Consider the following 15,769-nt stretch of genomic DNA (forward strand, 5'->3'; position numbering starts at 1 on the left):
GCTTAAATGGAGATTAAACGTACGACAATTGAAGATAAGGCGTTACAACCATTAAAACAGCCTGCAGCTATTTCGGAGCATGAAATCCAGAAAGAACGAAAGCGTAGCAATTTAGTGTTTACTGGACAGTCTAAAATTATTTCGAAAAATAATGAAATAGGTATTTTACTTGCAAGTTTAAGTGATGGAAAGATTATGAAGGAAATGCTTTCTAAAGAGATGGATACAGTGTTACAACTTTTTAAAAAGTTACACACGTTATCTGGAGAAGGAAAGCAAACAGAAAAAATATTTGAACAAGTAATTAGAAGCCTACAAGGGCTTGTTAAGCAGGCGCATATAAAAGAACTTCCTTTGTTAGATGGAACATATGATTTCGCTGAAGTACAACTATCATTTGGTAGAAAAGTACATATTCCGTTACTAGATGTGAGTGCACTTATCTCTAGAGTGGAAAGTGATTCTTCAGAAGGAAATATAAATTTGATGGTAACGGTTATTACTGCTTATATAACGAAATTGTCTAACGAAACAATTTTAATTAGTGTTACAGACCGCATTGCTAAAGATCGGGATGTAAGTGTATGGAGAGCGCTTGCGGAAATGAACATGACACAATTATCACAGGCATTGAAACAAACGATGCAAGAACATAAATGGTCTATGACGTTTCTTTTTCTCTTTGTATGGATTGTCGGTATTATTTTAATTCGAGTTATGTAAAAAGGTCGTCACTCCATTGTGACGACCTCTTTTATATTTTTTCGTAGAAGAATGTATCAAATCGCTGAAGATTGTAACGCTCGGGTGTTAAAATTTGTTCCGTACTACCAACAAATAGTACACCGCCTTTTCGTAAAGAACGACTAAATTTTTCGTAAAGTTTTACTCTTGCTTCTTCTGTGAAATATATCATTACATTGCGACAAATAATCAAATCATAATTTGTATCGAATGACTGCATTAAAAGGTCATGTTGTTTAAACGAGACGTTTTGTTTAATGTTTTGATGCAATGAATATAGATCATTCTCTTTTGTGAAATGACGTTCTTTCAAATCATTAGGTAATTCCTTTAACGAACGTTCTGTATATTGACCGCGTTTTGCGGTTTCTAAAATATGAAAATCAAGATCTGTTGCTTGAATTTCAAAACGAAATGGAGCAAGATGCTTCGATAAAATTAAAGAGAGTGTATACGGTTCTTCACCAGCAGCGCAAGCGGCACTCCATACCTTTAATTTTCCGCTATTTTGTTCGAGTAATTTTGGTAGTGCTTTCGACTCTAAAGTTTGCCATCGTTCTTTATTTCTAAAAAACTCTGAAACGTTAATTGTAATATAGTCAATAAAATTTAAAAATAAATTTTGATCAGCGCGTAATTTGTTTAAAAAATTAGTGTAGTTTTCGAAGCCTTTTCTCGAAATGAAAGCATCGATTCTACGGCGCATTCTATCTTGTTTATATGAAGCGATGTCCATATTGAATTGTTGTTTAAAACTCGCGATAAAATGATCATAATCTTGTTCAATTATCATATTTACAATGGGCACAATAATGATATTGTGCCTCCCCCTTTACATCATACGAATTTTTTGTTCAAAGCTTTTTTTCATTTGCTTTTCATGTAATCCTGGTAAATCATAAATGACAGCATCAATACCTGCTTCTTTTGCAACATCGACAGGGATGACAGATGTATGTTTGTCCCCATTATAAAAACAGAGAACTAAATCAGTGTCTTCAATAATTTGTTTAACAAAAAACATATAATCTGATCGGTAAATGGAGTCAGAAGGATGATCAAAAGCAACATATTCGGCTCCGTGTTTTTTTAAGTAATCAACGACTTCTTGGAATTCATCTGTAATTGCTTGCAATGGTTGCAGCGTGTAAAGGCATAAATTTTGAGCGAGTCTTTCATTCTCAACGAAAAAACGAAGAACCTCATTTTCAATAGATTTATAACATAATATGTAAATTTTATGTTTGTGAGCATAGTCAGTTAAAAATTTTTTAATTTCTTCTTGATCTAATGCTGTTAATTGATTTGAACCACAAAGGAAAATATTCATAGAATTGTGCCACCTCATGCTAAATTGTAACATATCTTTTATAAAAAATAACTGCAAAATATTACTGTTCAGAGTATAATTATAAATAACTGGATTTTACGATTAAGTTTAGGAAGAAATAAAAAAATAAATAGGTGATATATATGCTACGTTCTATCTCGCATAATCCAATTTTATCGCATATACCGCCTGCTACTCAAATGCCGAAAGAAGCAAATGTCAGGACAGGACTTGCATTTTCGGATAATTTGCATGCAGATCCGAAAAAAGATAAATTACTAGAACAAATGGAAGCGTTTGTCGATAATATTGGAGAAATTAAAGAGAAAATTGAAATGGAATTAACGCTTGATAATGTAATGGAATACAAAAACACAGTAAAATCATTTTTGAATTTCTACGTTGATAATGTATTGCAGTATAAAGATGTCATGTCTCGTCACCCACGTTACGGATATTCACAGAAAATGACGATTGTGAAACAGGCAGAAATGGGATTGAATGAATTAGAAGATGTGATGAATCTAATTAATACGAAAACAGGACATTTAGAAATGTTAAATCAAATTGGAGAAATCCATGGTTTAATTGTGAATTTAGTCTTGTAAAAGGAAGGAAGCTATATGTACATACAATTATATGAAAAACTCGTTATTATTCAAAAAGCGTATGAAAATATTCAAGCGCTTGGAGAGCAAATATATGAGAATTTAAAAAATAAAAATGTAAATGCAGTTCAAAAGTTGCAAGTAGAGCAATTGCAGTACATTGATGGTTTAAAAGGGTTATCAAGCTCATTTGAAGAAATGGTTGTTCAGTTCTGTAAAGAACAAGGAGTTGAATCGTTTCGTGTCAGTGCGTTATTTTCGTATTTTTCTCAAGAAGAAATTGAAAAAATGAAAGAATTACAAAAAAATGTAACTGAATTAGAAGAGAATGTAAAAATGATTCTTTTGAAAAATCAATATTACTTAAACGTACTATTAAAAACTACAGAAAGTATTGTGGATTCTGTTTCTGAATACAACTTAGAGCGAAACAATAATTCGCAAATCTTTATGAACGAACTATTGTAAAGGAGAAGTGAAGCTTTATGAGATTATCTGATTATAATACACCGCTATCGGGTATGTTAGCGGCTCAAATGGGGTTACAAACAACGAAACAAAACTTGTCTAACATTCATACACCGGGTTATGTGCGTCAAATGGTGAATTACGGATCTGTTGGAGCAAGCAATGGTCATACGCCAGAACAGAGAATTGGTTACGGTGTACAAACGCTAGGTGTTGACCGTATTACTGATGAGGTAAAAACGAAGCAGTTTAATGATCAATTATCTCAGCTCTCTTACTATAACTACATGAATTCGACTTTATCCCGTGTAGAGTCTATGGTTGGAACGACAGGAAAGAATTCATTATCTAGTTTAATGGACGGTTTCTTTAATGCCTTTCGTGAAGTGGCAAAAAATCCAGAGCAACCAAACTACTACGATACATTAATTTCTGAAACGGGGAAGTTCACAAGTCAAGTGAATCGTCTTGCGAAAAACTTAGATACAGTGGAAGCACAGACAGCAGAAGATATTGAGGCGCATGTTAATGAATTTAATCGTCTTGCTGCTAGTTTAGCAGAAGCGAATCATAAAATTGGACAAGCAGGTACACAAGTGCCGAATCAACTTTTAGACGAAAGAGATCGCATCGTTACAGAGATGTCTAAGTATGCAAACATCGAAGTATCTTATGAATCTATGAATCCTAATATCGCGAGTGTTAGAATGAATGGTATTTTAACAGTAAATGGACAAGATACATATCCACTTCAATTAAATAAAGAAAAAGACCCAATGTCAGTTGAGATTTACGGTTCAGAGATCTCTGTAACTAGCGGGGCGATAAAATCAGCGATTGATACGAAAGCGAAGATTGTTGAATATAAAAAAAATCTCGAAGACTTAATGAGTTCGATGAAAAATCAAGTGAATACAGTGATGGGAAAAGATTTCTTCGTTGGAGATTATGCGAAGGATATGAAGTTAAATCCAGAATTCCAAAAAGATGTTTCGAAAATGAAAATGTCTGCTGAAACAGCAAATAAACTAGCAGCAGTTACAGATGACGATTATAAAGAAGGTCTTTCTTATAAACAAGCATTAGACCAATTTATAGTTCGTGTTGCATCTGATAAAAGTGCAGTAAATGGTTATCAAAAAATTCATGGCGACTTACTAGAAGGTATTCAACAAGAAAAAATGAGCGTTGAAGGTGTAAATATGGAAGAGGAAATGGTAAATTTAATGGCCTTCCAAAAATATTTTGTCGCAAACTCTAAAGCTATTACTACGATGAATGAAGTGTTTGATAGTCTATTTTCGATTATTCGATAAGTGATAATAATTGATTGGAAATATATAAGGAGGAGATAGAAATGAGAGTATCTACATTTCAAAATGCAAACTGGGCAAAGAATCAGTTAATGGATTTGAATGTGCAACAACAATACCATAGAAACCAAGTAACTTCAGGGAAGAAAAATCTTCTTATGAGTGAAGATCCACTTGCAGCGAGTAAATCATTTGCGATTCAACATTCATTGGCGAATATTGAACAAATGCAAAAAGATTTAGCTGATTCGAAAAATGTATTAACACAAACTCAAAATACTTTACAAGGTGTTTTGAAATCTTTAACAAGAGCAGACCAATTAACAGTACAAGCATTAAATGGGACAAATAGTGAAAAAGAATTGCAGGCTATTGGTGTAGAGATTGATCAAATTTTAAAACAGGTCGTCTATTTAGCGAATACAAAAGAACAAGGTCGTTATATTTTCGGTGGTGATAGTGCAGAAAATCTGCCATTTACAGAAGATGGTACGTACCAAGGTGGAAAAAATGATGTTAACTGGCAACTAAATGACGGTTATGAATTCAAAGCGTTCCGTAACGGAGAAGCATTATTATCACCCGTTATAAAAACGTTAAAACAGATGAGTGAAGCGATGAAAAATGGTGACCAAAAAGCATTGAAACCGTTATTAGAAGGAAATAAGCAAAACTTAGATGGCATCATTAACCGTACAACTGAAGTTGGTTCGACAATGAACACAATGGAGACGTTTAAAACAATTTTAAGTGAGCAAAATGTAGCACTTCAAGAAAACCGTAAAGAAATTGAGGATGTTGATTTAGCTGTCGCAATTTCTGATTTATCTTATATAAACGCAACATACGAAGCAACATTAAAAGCTGTTAGTACGATGAGTAAAACAAGTATTTTAGATTACATGTAAATGATAAGGAGTGAAAAATATGGCAGGGACAATATCTAATTATGGTGACAGACAACAAATATGGAATTTAGGAAATAGCATAATAGATACAAAGAAGTTAGTAGATTTAGAGTTACAAGCATTGGAAATGAAAAAATCACCATACACTACACAAAAACAAACGTTAACAAATGAAAACAAAGTTTATGCGAGCATGAAAAAAGAGTTTGCAAATTTTGTGCAAGTATTCAAAGATTTAAACACATTCAAAGGTGATGAAAAGAAAACAACTCTATCCAAAGATGGTTTTATGATAGCGCAGGCGGATGCTGCTGCAATTCCTGGAACATATACAATTACAGTAGAGCGAGTAGCAGAAAGGCATCAAATAACTACAGCTCCACTTACTCCCCCAAAAACTCCCGAAGGTACGGAGCAAAAATTTAGTTTAGATTTAAAACTTGGAGTAGATGATGTATTTCAGATAAATGGAAAAGAAGTTAAAATCTCAAAAGATATGACGTATAAAGACCTTGTCAATAAGATAAATAATGGGAATTATGGTGCATCAGTATATACATTAGGAGATCAACTATTTTTCACATCAACTACTGCAGGAAAAGAGGGAGAGTTGAAATTAACAGATGGTGCCAATGGCTTTTTACAAAATATAGGGCTAGTTACTTCTGCGAAAAATACGGATGGAACGAATGCCATTGCACATCAAGTGACAGGAGCAGTAAATGCAGAATATACAATAAACGGAATTAAAGGAACTAGTAAAACAAATAAGATTGATACAATTCCAGGATTAACTATTAACTTAGAAAAGGTAACTACAGAGCCAATTAAATTAACTATCGAAGATTCAGATATAAAAAATTCAATAGACTTAATCAAAAAAATGAAAGATGAGTATAATAACGCTGTTAAAAGTTTAGATTTATTTTCTGGTGAAAATGGAGTAATGCAAGGGAATAATGTTTCATTTGCTATCAGTAATGCAATGACAAGCATTTTTAGATTTTCACAAGATGATAAGTATTTATTTTCTTTTGGAATTCAAATTGATAAAACAGGAAATATGACTCTTGATGAAGAAAAATTGAAAATAGCTTTTAAAGAGAATCCAGAATCTACAAAACAATTTTTCTTTGGCTTTAATGGTATTGGTCATGATATAGATAAAAAGCTCGAGGGAATCTTTGGAGATGAAGGGATTATCGGAAAACGCTCTAAAAGTATTGAAAAGCAAGTGACTGATTTAGAGAGAAAAATTCAAGATATTGATACAATTAATAAGAAAAAACAAGAATCAATTATTGATAAATATGCAAAGTTGGAAAGCCAGCTAGCATTGCTTGATAGTCAGCTGCAGACAATCAAAGCAATGACAAAAACCAAAAGTGATGATTAATGAAAGTTGAGGAAGTGATTATATGCAAGCATGGCAACGTTATATGCAAAATGATATTATGACGAGTAATCCAATTAAAAATACAATATTTATTTATGAAAGATGCATCATTGAATTTCGTAAATTGGAAGAACTTTTAAATACATTCAAACTTCAAGATGGTGATGAACTTCTTGACAAGTTAGAACGTATATTTGAAGAGTTGAAGCTCCAGTTAAATCCTGATATTACGAAAGATTTATACGATAGTTTATTTGGTTTATATGATTGGATTAGCATTCAAATTCAAACGATGAAAGTCACGCGTGAAGTAAAAGACATTGATGCCATTGTGCAAGTGTTACAAGATTTAATAGACGGATACCGTGGAGCGCTTGAAAATGAACAATGATATTTATCGAACGTTTGTCAGCTGTTTTAATGAAATCGGTGAATTACAAGTGTCAGATGAAGAGTTTGCTGAGAAGAGTGAGATGTTAAATCGTTGGATGATGACACTAGATGAAGAAAGACGTGCACAAGTTGCAGCAGAAGTAAGCCCATTCATTATTAAGGCAGCGCAGCATATTCGAGATAAGCAAAAGATTTTGGAAGAAATGATTATGGAAAATGATAGGAGAATGAAGGCTAATTCATTTTACGGTAAATATTAATAATAACGTTTGGAAACAGATTCCCCTTTTAAAAGGGGGTCTATTCCTTCTTTTAAATAAAGAACTCCGCTGACTGAGGTTTCATTTTATGACTGTGATGAAAAAATAGTAATCTAAATAATAGAAAAATGGACTTTAGTTTATAGTTTATATATCGAAATGTTGTATAGATTGCTGTGTATATACAGTTTTTTGCATTCTTTTTTATATTTTTGTATTTTTCTAAAGACAACAATGAAAAAATGGAATAAAATATGTAAGGGTACATAATAGTAAATATTTTAATAAACGCATATAAGAAAATAAATAATGAAGTGAAACTTCTATCAGTGGATCATTAATTTAGAAAAGAAAGGGTGTGGAATATGCCAGATTTAGTGAGTGATGTAAGCCATTATATGAATTATTTAGTGACGAAACGAAATACTGTTTCTAGTAATATTGCAAATGCAAATACACCTGGCTATAAAGCACAAGATGTAACATTTGCTGAGCAGATGAATAAAAGTAGTGCGTTATATAAAAATAATGCGGCTGATTTAAAGAGCAATCCAGATTTATATCAAACGAATGAAATGCACTTACCGACAGTAAATACGAAAAATACATATGCAAAGATTCAAACAAAATCAATGCAAACGAATAAAGACGGAAATAGTGTGGATGTAACGACAGAAATGCTAGATTTAATGAAAGCAAATCAGTTATACGGTATTTCAATTAACGCAATTAATACACAATATGCAATTAACCAAGCGGCACGCGGACGTTAAAAGTAGAAGGAGAGACAACGGATGTTTCAGGCAATTAATGCAAGTGGCTCAGGGCTAACGACAGCGAGAAAGTGGATGGAAGTTACTTCTAACAATATTGTAAATGCAAATACGACAGCGGCTCCGGGGACAGATTTATATGAGCGTCGTAGTGTGGTGCTAGAATCAAACAATAGTTTTGCAAGTATGCTAGATGGGGCTCCTACTAACGGAGTAAAAATAAAAAGTATTGAAGCAGACAAAACGGAAAATTTAGTGTATGATCCGACGCATCCGCACGCAAATGAAGAAGGATATGTACGTTATCCAAATATTGATGTAACTGCTGAAATGACGAATGTAATGGTTGCTCAAAAAATGTATGAAGCGAATACGAGTGTATTAAATGCGAATAAAAAAATGCTTGATAAAGATTTAGAAATCGGCCGAGGATAAGGGGGAAGATCGTAATATGAAAATTCAACCAATGTTACATACACAACCATTTGGAGCAATTCAGTCAATTGGTGCACCGAAAACTTCTCAAACATCTGTAGTTGAGGGGAAAAAGTTTATTGATTTATTGGAAGATATGAATCAAACGCAAAACAATGCACAAACAGTAGTATATGATTTACTAACTAAAGGGGTAGGAGAAACACATGACGTTTTAATTCAGCAAAAGAAAGCTGAGTCTCAAATGAAAACGGCTGCTCTCGTACGTGATAATCTTATTGAAAATTATAAGTCACTAATTAATATGCAAATTTAGGAAAGTGGACGGGTGTGTTTAAATGGAAAAGATGAAAAATGTTATCCAATCGTTAAAAACGTGGCATAAGTTAGTAATCGGTGCTGCGCTTTTAGCGATTGTAACAGGAGCACTTTTATACTTCACCTTGCCAGATAAATATGTTGTTGTATATCAAAATTTAAATGATGCAGATAAACAAGAGATTACAGCAGAATTATCGAAGTTAGGTGTCGATTACCAATTAGCGACCGATGGTTCAATTCGTGTGCAAAAGAATGATGCTCCATGGGTTCGAAAAGAAATGAATGGGATGGGCTTACCGTTTAATTCGAAAAGCGGTGAAGAAATTTTATTAGAAAGCTCGCTCGGTTCAAGTGAACAAGATAAAAAAATGAAGCAAATTGTCGGTACGAAGAAGCAATTGGAACAAGATATCGTAAGAAACTTTGCGACAGTTGAAACGGCAAATGTTCAAATTACATTGCCTGAAAAAGAGACAATTTTTGATGAAGAAAAAGCGAAAGGAACAGCGGCGATTACGGTTGGAGTAAAACGTGGACAATTGTTAACAGCTGATCAAGTTGCAGGTATACAGCAAATGATTAGTGCAGCGGTTCCTGGTGTGAAAGCAGAAGAAGTAAGTGTTATTGATAGTAAAAAAGGTGTTATCTCAAAAGGAGCAGATGAAGCACATTCTAGTAGTTCCTCTTCTTATGAGAAAGAAGTAGAGATGCAGCACCAACTTGAAGGTAAATTAAAGCAAGATATTGATGCAACGTTAATGACGATGTTTAAACCGAATGAATATAAAGTGAATACGAAAGTATCTGTAAACTACGATGAAGTTACACGTCAGTCAGAGAAGTATGGTGATAAAGGTGTACTTCGTAGTAAACAAGAGCAAGAAGAAAGCTCTACTGCGCAAGAAGGGGCAGATACGAAGCAAGGTGCTGGTATTACAGCGAACGGTGAAGTGCCAAACTACGGTACGAACAATAATCAAAATGGTAAAGTTGTCTACGATAATAAAAATGGCAACAAAATCGAAAACTATGAAATAGATAAAACAGTTGAAACAATTAAGAAACACCCAGAATTAACGAAAACAAATGTTGTTGTATGGGTAGATAATGATACGTTAGTAAAACGAAGAATTGATATGACAACTTTCAAAGAAGCAATCGGAACAGCGGCAGGACTTCAAGCTGATCCGAACGGTAACTTTATAAATGGACAAGTTAACGTTGTAACTGTTCAGTTCGACCAGCCGAAAGCTGAAAAAGAGAAAGAGCCAGAAAAAAGTGGTATGAACTGGTGGTTATTCGGTGGAATTACAGCTGGCTTATTAGCAATCGGTGGTCTAGTATGGTTCTTATTAGCAAGACGTAAGAGAAGGAAAGAAGAAGAGGAATATGAAGAATACTTAGCAGAAGAGGAAGTGGCTGCAAGTAATGAAAGTATCTTGGAAATTCCTGAAGAAAAAATAGTGCCAGAGCCAAAACCTGAACCAGAAGAACCGAAAGAACCAACGTTAGATGAACAAGTGCAGGATGCTACGAAAGAACATGTAGAAGGTACTGCAAAAGTAATTAAAAAATGGTTAAACGGACAGTAAGGGAGGAACAACGATGTTAGATGAAATCTCCTCCAAAGAAAAAGCTGCCATCCTTATTCGTACATTAGACGAAGGGGTGGCAGCAAAAGTCATTGAATATATGACAGCTGAGGAAAAAGAAGTATTACTTCGTGAAATTGCGAAGTTTCGTGTATATAAACCAGAAACGTTAGAGAATGTACTAGGAGAGTTCTTATATGAATTAAATGTAAAAGAATTGAACTTAGTCACTCCAGATAAAGAGTATATTCGTCGCATATTTAAAAACATGCCAGAAGACGAACTGGAAAAATTATTGGAAGACCTTTGGTATAACAAAGATAATCCATTTGAATTCTTAAATTCACTTACAGATTTAGAGCCACTTCTTACAGTGCTTAATGATGAGTCACCACAAACAATTGCAATTATCGCTTCTTATATTAAACCGCAACTTGCGTCTCAATTAATTGAGAGATTGCCAGATCATAAGCGAGTAGAAACGGTAATGGGTATTGCGAAGTTAGAACAAGTTGATGGTGAATTAATTAATCAAATTGGTGAATTGTTAAAAACGAAATTAAATAATATGGCATTTAGTGCAATTAATAAAACTGATGGCTTGAAAACAATCGTAAACATTTTAAATAATGTTTCACGAGGTGTTGAAAAAACAGTCTTTCAAAAACTGGATGAAGTCGATTATGAGTTATCTGAGAAAATTAAAGAAAATATGTTTGTCTTTGAAGACTTACTTGGTCTTGAAGATCTTGCGCTTCGCCGTGTATTAGAAGAAATTACAGATAACGGCGTTCTTGCGAAAGCACTTAAAATTGCAAAAGAAGAAATTAAAGAGAAATTATTTACATGTATGTCTTCAAACCGTAAAGAGATGATTCTAGAAGAATTAGATGGCTTAGGACCGCTTAAGATGACGGATGCTGAAAAAGCGCAGCAAACGATCACTGGTACAGTGAAAAAGCTAGAGAAAGAAGGAAGAATTATCGTTCAAAGAGGTGAAGAGGATGTCCTTATTTAAAAACAGAATTCCGAAGAATTCTGTTTCTTTTTCTGAAGAAACGTATGAATTACAATTTCCAAAACCAGCTTCAGTCCAAATAGAAGAGGAAGAATTACAAGCTGATCATGCAGAGCTTCGCGCCCAGCAAGAATCATTACATATGGAAATGAATCAGCTAAGGCAAGAGCAGCAAATGCTAGAACGAGAGCGTCAGCAGTTATTACAAGATAAAGAACAATTTCAAATGCATATTCATGAGCAAATGGAACAGATGGAAGCAGCGCGTGTGCAATTTCAAAAAGAACAACAAGAAACAGCGCATGAATGGACAGAGTTATTATGGGATCAATCATTTCATTTAGCAGAAAAAATCGTGAATCAAGCGGTAGATTCACGATTGCTTGATGTGTTACCTATTTTAACTGGCATCGTGCAAACATTGCCAACTTCGTTTGAAAAATTAATCATTACAGTACATCCAGAAACGTTTGAACGTATTCAAGAAGAGAAGGAAAATACGAAAGAATATTGGTTACTACAATTAGTGGAATGGAAATATGATTTCTCCCTGCAGTTTGGTGAATTTGTTCTGGAAGAAGAGAAAGAGTTCTTTGAATTTAAATTTGCACCTATATTTGCGAAACTTCGTCAGAAATGGGAAGAAGAGAAGTTATTTGAGGAGCAAAATGTATGAGCCGCCTGTTAATGAATGAGAACGAAAAATGGAATAAATTCATTGAAACACCGCTGTATACGAAAGTAGGCAAAGTTCATAGTGTACAAGAACAGTTTTTCGTAGCAAAAGGGCCGAAAGCGAAGATCGGAGATGTTTGCTTCGTTGGAGAACATAACGTCTTATGTGAAGTGATTGCCATTGAAAAAGAAAATAATATGCTACTTCCATTTGAACAGACAGAAAAAGTATGTTATGGAGATTCAGTGACATTAGTTTCAGAAGATGTTGTTGTACCACGTGGTAATCACTTGCTCGGAAAAGTGTTAAGTGCAAATGGTGAAGTGTTAAATGAGAAAGCTGAAAACATTCCATTACAGAAAATAAAACTAGATGCACCGCCTATACATGCATTTGAACGTGAAGAGATTACCGATGTATTTGAAACAGGAATAAAATCAATTGATTCTATGCTAACAATTGGTATCGGTCAAAAGATTGGTATTTTTGCTGGGTCAGGTGTTGGTAAATCTACTTTACTTGGAATGATAGCAAAAAATGCAAAAGCTGATATAAACGTTATTAGTTTAGTAGGAGAACGTGGCCGGGAAGTAAAAGACTTTATTCGAAAAGAGTTAGGCGAGGAAGGTATGCGAAAAAGCGTCGTTGTTGTAGCGACGTCAGATGAAAGTCATCTTATGCAACTTCGTGCAGCGAAACTCGCAACGTCTATTGCTGAATACTTCCGTGATCAAGGTAATAACGTATTACTTATGATGGACTCTGTTACTCGTTTTGCCGATGCACGAAGAAGTGTTGATATTGCTGTTAAAGAGTTACCGATTGGTGGTAAAACACTATTAATGGAAAGTTATATGAAGAAGCTGTTAGAGCGGTCCGGTAAAACACAAAAGGGATCTATAACAGGTATTTATACGGTGCTTGTTGATGGGGACGATTTAAATGGTCCTGTACCAGATTTAGCACGTGGTATTTTAGATGGACATATTGTATTAAAGCGTGAGCTTGCAACGCTTAGTCATTATCCTGCAATTTCAGTATTAGATTCAGTAAGTAGGATTATGGAAGAAATCGTTTCACCACATCATTGGCAACTTGCAAATGAAATGAGAAAGATTTTATCAATTTATAAAGAAAATGAATTGTATTTTAAGTTAGGAACGATTCAAGAAAATGAAGAAAATGCTTATATTTTTGAATGTAAAAATAAAGTAGAAGGCATAAATACATTTTTAAAGCAAGGCCGATCGGATAGTTTCCCATTTGATGATATCGTTGAAGCGATACACCATATAGTATAAGGCCTCTGCCCAAGAGGTCTTATTTTTTTGTTTTTTAATATTTCACAGATTTTTTTGGAAAAAAACTATATAATAGAAAAAGAGAACGTTATAATAGGAAGGGGCTATGAAAACAGGTGGATAAACAGCAGTACGACACAATAAAATTGCAAATAAATCAAGAAAAAGAGCATATTTTAAAAGAAGTGTATGAATTAACAGCTGAAAAAAGAAAAATAGAACAAAAAAAAGAATATGATTTATATGTTGTGAAATCGCGTAGTAAAGTCGTACAAACTGGGCAACGTATTATGGCTGGCATGCTTTCTTCACATACGTTTTCACCTGAAAGAATAGAAGAATGGAATCGAAAAATTAAAAAAACAGAAGGTTTTATTCAAAAAAATGAAAGCCTTTTAGAGCAAGTAAAAGAAAAAGAACGTGTCATTGATGAGATGTATCAAGAAGATTGCAGAAAGCTTGCGAAAGCACAAGAAAAGCTGGAAGAAAAAATGCTTCTGGATTTGAAAATGTGTATGAATGGATGAGGTGAATGTAGTGATACAGTCTGTATTACCGGTGCAACAAAGTTTACCTCCGCAAAAAGAAAAAGGGCTAGAAGTACAATCGAAAAATGAAGATTCTTCATTCGATCGTACGATGAGAATCGAAAATAAAAAGCAGCCGAAAACGGAGAAAATGAAACGAGAAGAAGCACCAAAAGAAGAGAAAAAAGAATATAACCTTTCTAAACCATCGGTAACGAAAGAAGAACCAATTGTAAAGAAAGAAGAAAAAAAAGAGACAGAACAGTTGTTATTAGCTGTATCTGAGCAAATGGTTGCAATTGAGCAATTACATGTGCAACCGGAATTGTTATATCAATACATACAAAAAATACAAGAGCTATATAAAGAATATGGCAATATTAAACTTAATGAATTACCTGCAGCTGAATTACAACAATTACAAGAACTTCTTTCAAATATGAATATCAAAAATGCTATATGTTTAGAAGATACAATGCAAATGGTATTAGACAAAATGAAGATGCCAGAGCAAACGATGCAAGCATTGAAGGTTGTAGAAACAGAAACTTGTAATATTGCAAAGGAACAAGAAGAGTCTAAAGAGGTAGATCTTCCGAAACTTGAGAGCGATGATGCAAAGGTAGAGTTGCCAGAAGTTGATGCATTAAACGATTCGAGCTCTGCAGGTGCAGAATTATTAAATAAAACGACGAGTACCGAACAAATAGGGAAATCAAATAGTGGTGCTGAGAAAGTTTCATTACCTGACTTAGGAAAGAAAATGGAAGCGCAAGTAGAAGCGCTGCAAAAATTTGTAGTGAAACAAGAACGTGTTTTATTCCAGTTAAATCCAGAAAAACTTGGTACATTAACAGTGTTTATGAAAAAACACGGAGATCAAATTGACGTTCACGTAGAAATGGAGAAACACGATGCGAAAAAACGTGTTGAAATCATTTTTGATGAATTGAGATTAAAGTTAAAAGAAAAAGAAATCAATATTCAAATTAGCTATTCAGATAAAGATGAAAATCGTAAAGAACAGCGAGAACAAGAGCAAAGGCAAAAACAGAAATTAGCAAATACAAATCATGAAAAACAACAATCAACAGAATTTGCGGGATTATTGGAGGAATAAAGCGTGCCAACAGTTGGATTAAATACAACGAGTACAAATCATATTCCGTTACAAGCAGGAGCGCAAAAAAGTAATGTACCTGTTAATGGTGTACAATCGCCAGTGCAACAAAGTAATGGAGTTTCGGCAGGAGCGCAAAAGACTCCTGGGGTAATGGGGAAAGATGATTTCCTAAAATTATTTTTATCAAGTTTCCAACATCAAGATCCATTTAATGCGATGGATATGAATCAAATGATGAATCAGACAGCGCAGTTATCTCTTATGGAACAAGTACAGAATATGACGAAAGCAGTAGATAAGCTGCAATCAACGATGTATTCAACAGCACTTGATGGTGGAATGAAGTTTTTAGGGAAATACGTAAGAGGTGTTGACGGCGAAGGAAACAAAGTAACTGGTCAAGTAGAGACAGTTCGCCTTGCAGAAAATAACGATGTGCAGCTCGTTATTAATAATAAAGTTGTATCTCTTCGTTTCGTTGAGAGAGTGTCTGATAAACCGATTGGAGAAACGAATCCAGAAGACGCAAAGAAAGACGATCAAAAAGTAACTGAAGAAGTAAAAACTACAAATTCATAAGGAG

The 15,769-nt window shown here is 34.0% G+C and carries 20 protein-coding genes; 18 read left to right on the top strand and 2 right to left on the bottom strand.

Annotated features, from left to right (window positions below; all coding sequences use genetic code 11):
- Positions 1–6: 6 nt before the first annotated feature.
- On the top strand, positions 7–723 hold the full coding sequence (locus tag MR136_RS16830) for a hypothetical protein (protein ID WP_017672977.1): 717 nt from the start codon (positions 7–9) through the stop codon (positions 721–723).
- 31 nt (positions 724–754) lie between these two features.
- Here MR136_RS16830 and cheR read toward each other — a convergent pair whose 3' ends face one another.
- Positions 755–1,537, bottom strand: coding sequence for a protein-glutamate O-methyltransferase CheR (gene cheR, locus MR136_RS16835; RefSeq protein WP_000582876.1), 783 nt, complete (start codon positions 1,535–1,537; stop codon positions 755–757).
- A 39-nt stretch (positions 1,538–1,576) separates the two neighbouring features.
- The gene (locus MR136_RS16840; protein WP_001020110.1) at positions 1,577–2,074 is read right to left on the bottom strand and encodes a flagellar motor switch protein FliG; all 498 of its coding nucleotides are present in this window, start codon (positions 2,072–2,074) and stop codon (positions 1,577–1,579) included.
- A gap of 143 nt (positions 2,075–2,217) precedes the next feature.
- Between MR136_RS16840 and MR136_RS16845 the strand changes: the two genes are divergently transcribed.
- The 17 genes from MR136_RS16845 to MR136_RS16925 all read left to right on the top strand — a co-directional run bounded on the left by MR136_RS16845 (position 2,218) and on the right by MR136_RS16925 (position 15,765).
- On the top strand, positions 2,218–2,682 hold the full coding sequence (locus MR136_RS16845; RefSeq protein ID WP_000946323.1) for a YaaR family protein: 465 nt from the start codon (positions 2,218–2,220) through the stop codon (positions 2,680–2,682).
- Positions 2,683–2,697: 15 nt separating this feature from the next.
- Positions 2,698–3,150: a hypothetical protein gene (locus tag MR136_RS16850; RefSeq protein ID WP_000275879.1), complete on the top strand. Its 453-nt coding sequence runs from the start codon at positions 2,698–2,700 to the stop codon at positions 3,148–3,150.
- A 17-nt stretch (positions 3,151–3,167) separates the two neighbouring features.
- Positions 3,168–4,466: a flagellar hook-associated protein FlgK gene (gene flgK, locus MR136_RS16855; RefSeq protein ID WP_001239715.1), complete on the top strand. Its 1,299-nt coding sequence runs from the start codon at positions 3,168–3,170 to the stop codon at positions 4,464–4,466.
- Positions 4,467–4,507: 41 nt separating this feature from the next.
- Positions 4,508–5,371, top strand: a complete 864-nt coding sequence (locus MR136_RS16860) for a flagellar hook-associated protein 3 (RefSeq protein ID WP_017672976.1) — start codon at positions 4,508–4,510, stop codon at positions 5,369–5,371.
- Between the two features lie 19 nt (positions 5,372–5,390).
- The gene (locus MR136_RS16865; protein WP_061457000.1) at positions 5,391–6,767 is read left to right on the top strand and encodes a flagellar hook-associated protein 2; all 1,377 of its coding nucleotides are present in this window, start codon (positions 5,391–5,393) and stop codon (positions 6,765–6,767) included.
- A 22-nt stretch (positions 6,768–6,789) separates the two neighbouring features.
- Positions 6,790–7,158 (top strand): flagellar export chaperone FliS, encoded by a 369-nt coding sequence (locus MR136_RS16870; RefSeq protein WP_017672975.1) that lies wholly within the window; start codon positions 6,790–6,792, stop codon positions 7,156–7,158.
- Complete coding sequence (locus MR136_RS16875; RefSeq protein ID WP_017672974.1) at positions 7,148–7,420, top strand: hypothetical protein; 273 nt, start codon at positions 7,148–7,150, stop codon at positions 7,418–7,420. The genes MR136_RS16870 and MR136_RS16875 overlap by 11 nt, the downstream gene beginning before the upstream one ends.
- A gap of 365 nt (positions 7,421–7,785) precedes the next feature.
- Positions 7,786–8,193 (top strand): flagellar basal body rod protein FlgB, encoded by a 408-nt coding sequence (gene flgB, locus MR136_RS16880; RefSeq protein WP_001113108.1) that lies wholly within the window; start codon positions 7,786–7,788, stop codon positions 8,191–8,193.
- Between the two features lie 21 nt (positions 8,194–8,214).
- The gene (gene flgC, locus MR136_RS16885) at positions 8,215–8,628 is read left to right on the top strand and encodes a flagellar basal body rod protein FlgC (RefSeq protein ID WP_000484685.1); all 414 of its coding nucleotides are present in this window, start codon (positions 8,215–8,217) and stop codon (positions 8,626–8,628) included.
- Between the two features lie 16 nt (positions 8,629–8,644).
- Positions 8,645–8,944, top strand: a complete 300-nt coding sequence (gene fliE / locus MR136_RS16890) for a flagellar hook-basal body complex protein FliE (protein ID WP_242259532.1) — start codon at positions 8,645–8,647, stop codon at positions 8,942–8,944.
- Between the two features lie 22 nt (positions 8,945–8,966).
- On the top strand, positions 8,967–10,541 hold the full coding sequence (locus MR136_RS16895; RefSeq protein WP_017672972.1) for a flagellar M-ring protein FliF C-terminal domain-containing protein: 1,575 nt from the start codon (positions 8,967–8,969) through the stop codon (positions 10,539–10,541).
- Between the two features lie 13 nt (positions 10,542–10,554).
- The gene (fliG, locus tag MR136_RS16900; RefSeq protein WP_000883356.1) at positions 10,555–11,559 is read left to right on the top strand and encodes a flagellar motor switch protein FliG; all 1,005 of its coding nucleotides are present in this window, start codon (positions 10,555–10,557) and stop codon (positions 11,557–11,559) included.
- Positions 11,546–12,235, top strand: a complete 690-nt coding sequence (locus MR136_RS16905; protein ID WP_017672971.1) for a FliH/SctL family protein — start codon at positions 11,546–11,548, stop codon at positions 12,233–12,235. Before fliG ends, MR136_RS16905 begins: the two co-directional genes overlap by 14 nt.
- On the top strand, positions 12,232–13,536 hold the full coding sequence (gene fliI / locus MR136_RS16910; protein ID WP_017672970.1) for a flagellar protein export ATPase FliI: 1,305 nt from the start codon (positions 12,232–12,234) through the stop codon (positions 13,534–13,536). The genes MR136_RS16905 and fliI overlap by 4 nt, the downstream gene beginning before the upstream one ends.
- 116 nt (positions 13,537–13,652) lie before the next feature.
- A complete protein-coding gene (locus MR136_RS16915; RefSeq protein WP_000360859.1) occupies positions 13,653–14,063 on the top strand; it encodes a hypothetical protein in 411 nt (136 codons plus the stop codon).
- Between the two features lie 10 nt (positions 14,064–14,073).
- Positions 14,074–15,183 carry a flagellar hook-length control protein FliK gene (locus MR136_RS16920; RefSeq protein WP_163061713.1) on the top strand — a complete coding sequence of 370 codons (1,110 nt, stop codon included), beginning with the start codon at positions 14,074–14,076 and terminating at the stop codon, positions 15,181–15,183.
- A 3-nt stretch (positions 15,184–15,186) separates the two neighbouring features.
- A complete protein-coding gene (locus MR136_RS16925) occupies positions 15,187–15,765 on the top strand; it encodes a flagellar hook assembly protein FlgD (RefSeq protein ID WP_001143463.1) in 579 nt (192 codons plus the stop codon).
- Positions 15,766–15,769: the final 4 nt, after the last annotated feature.

It is taken from the genome of Bacillus cereus group sp. BfR-BA-01311, assembly GCF_022664295.1.
In the GTDB taxonomy this organism is placed as follows: Bacteria; Bacillota; Bacilli; order Bacillales; family Bacillaceae_G; genus Bacillus_A; species Bacillus_A cereus.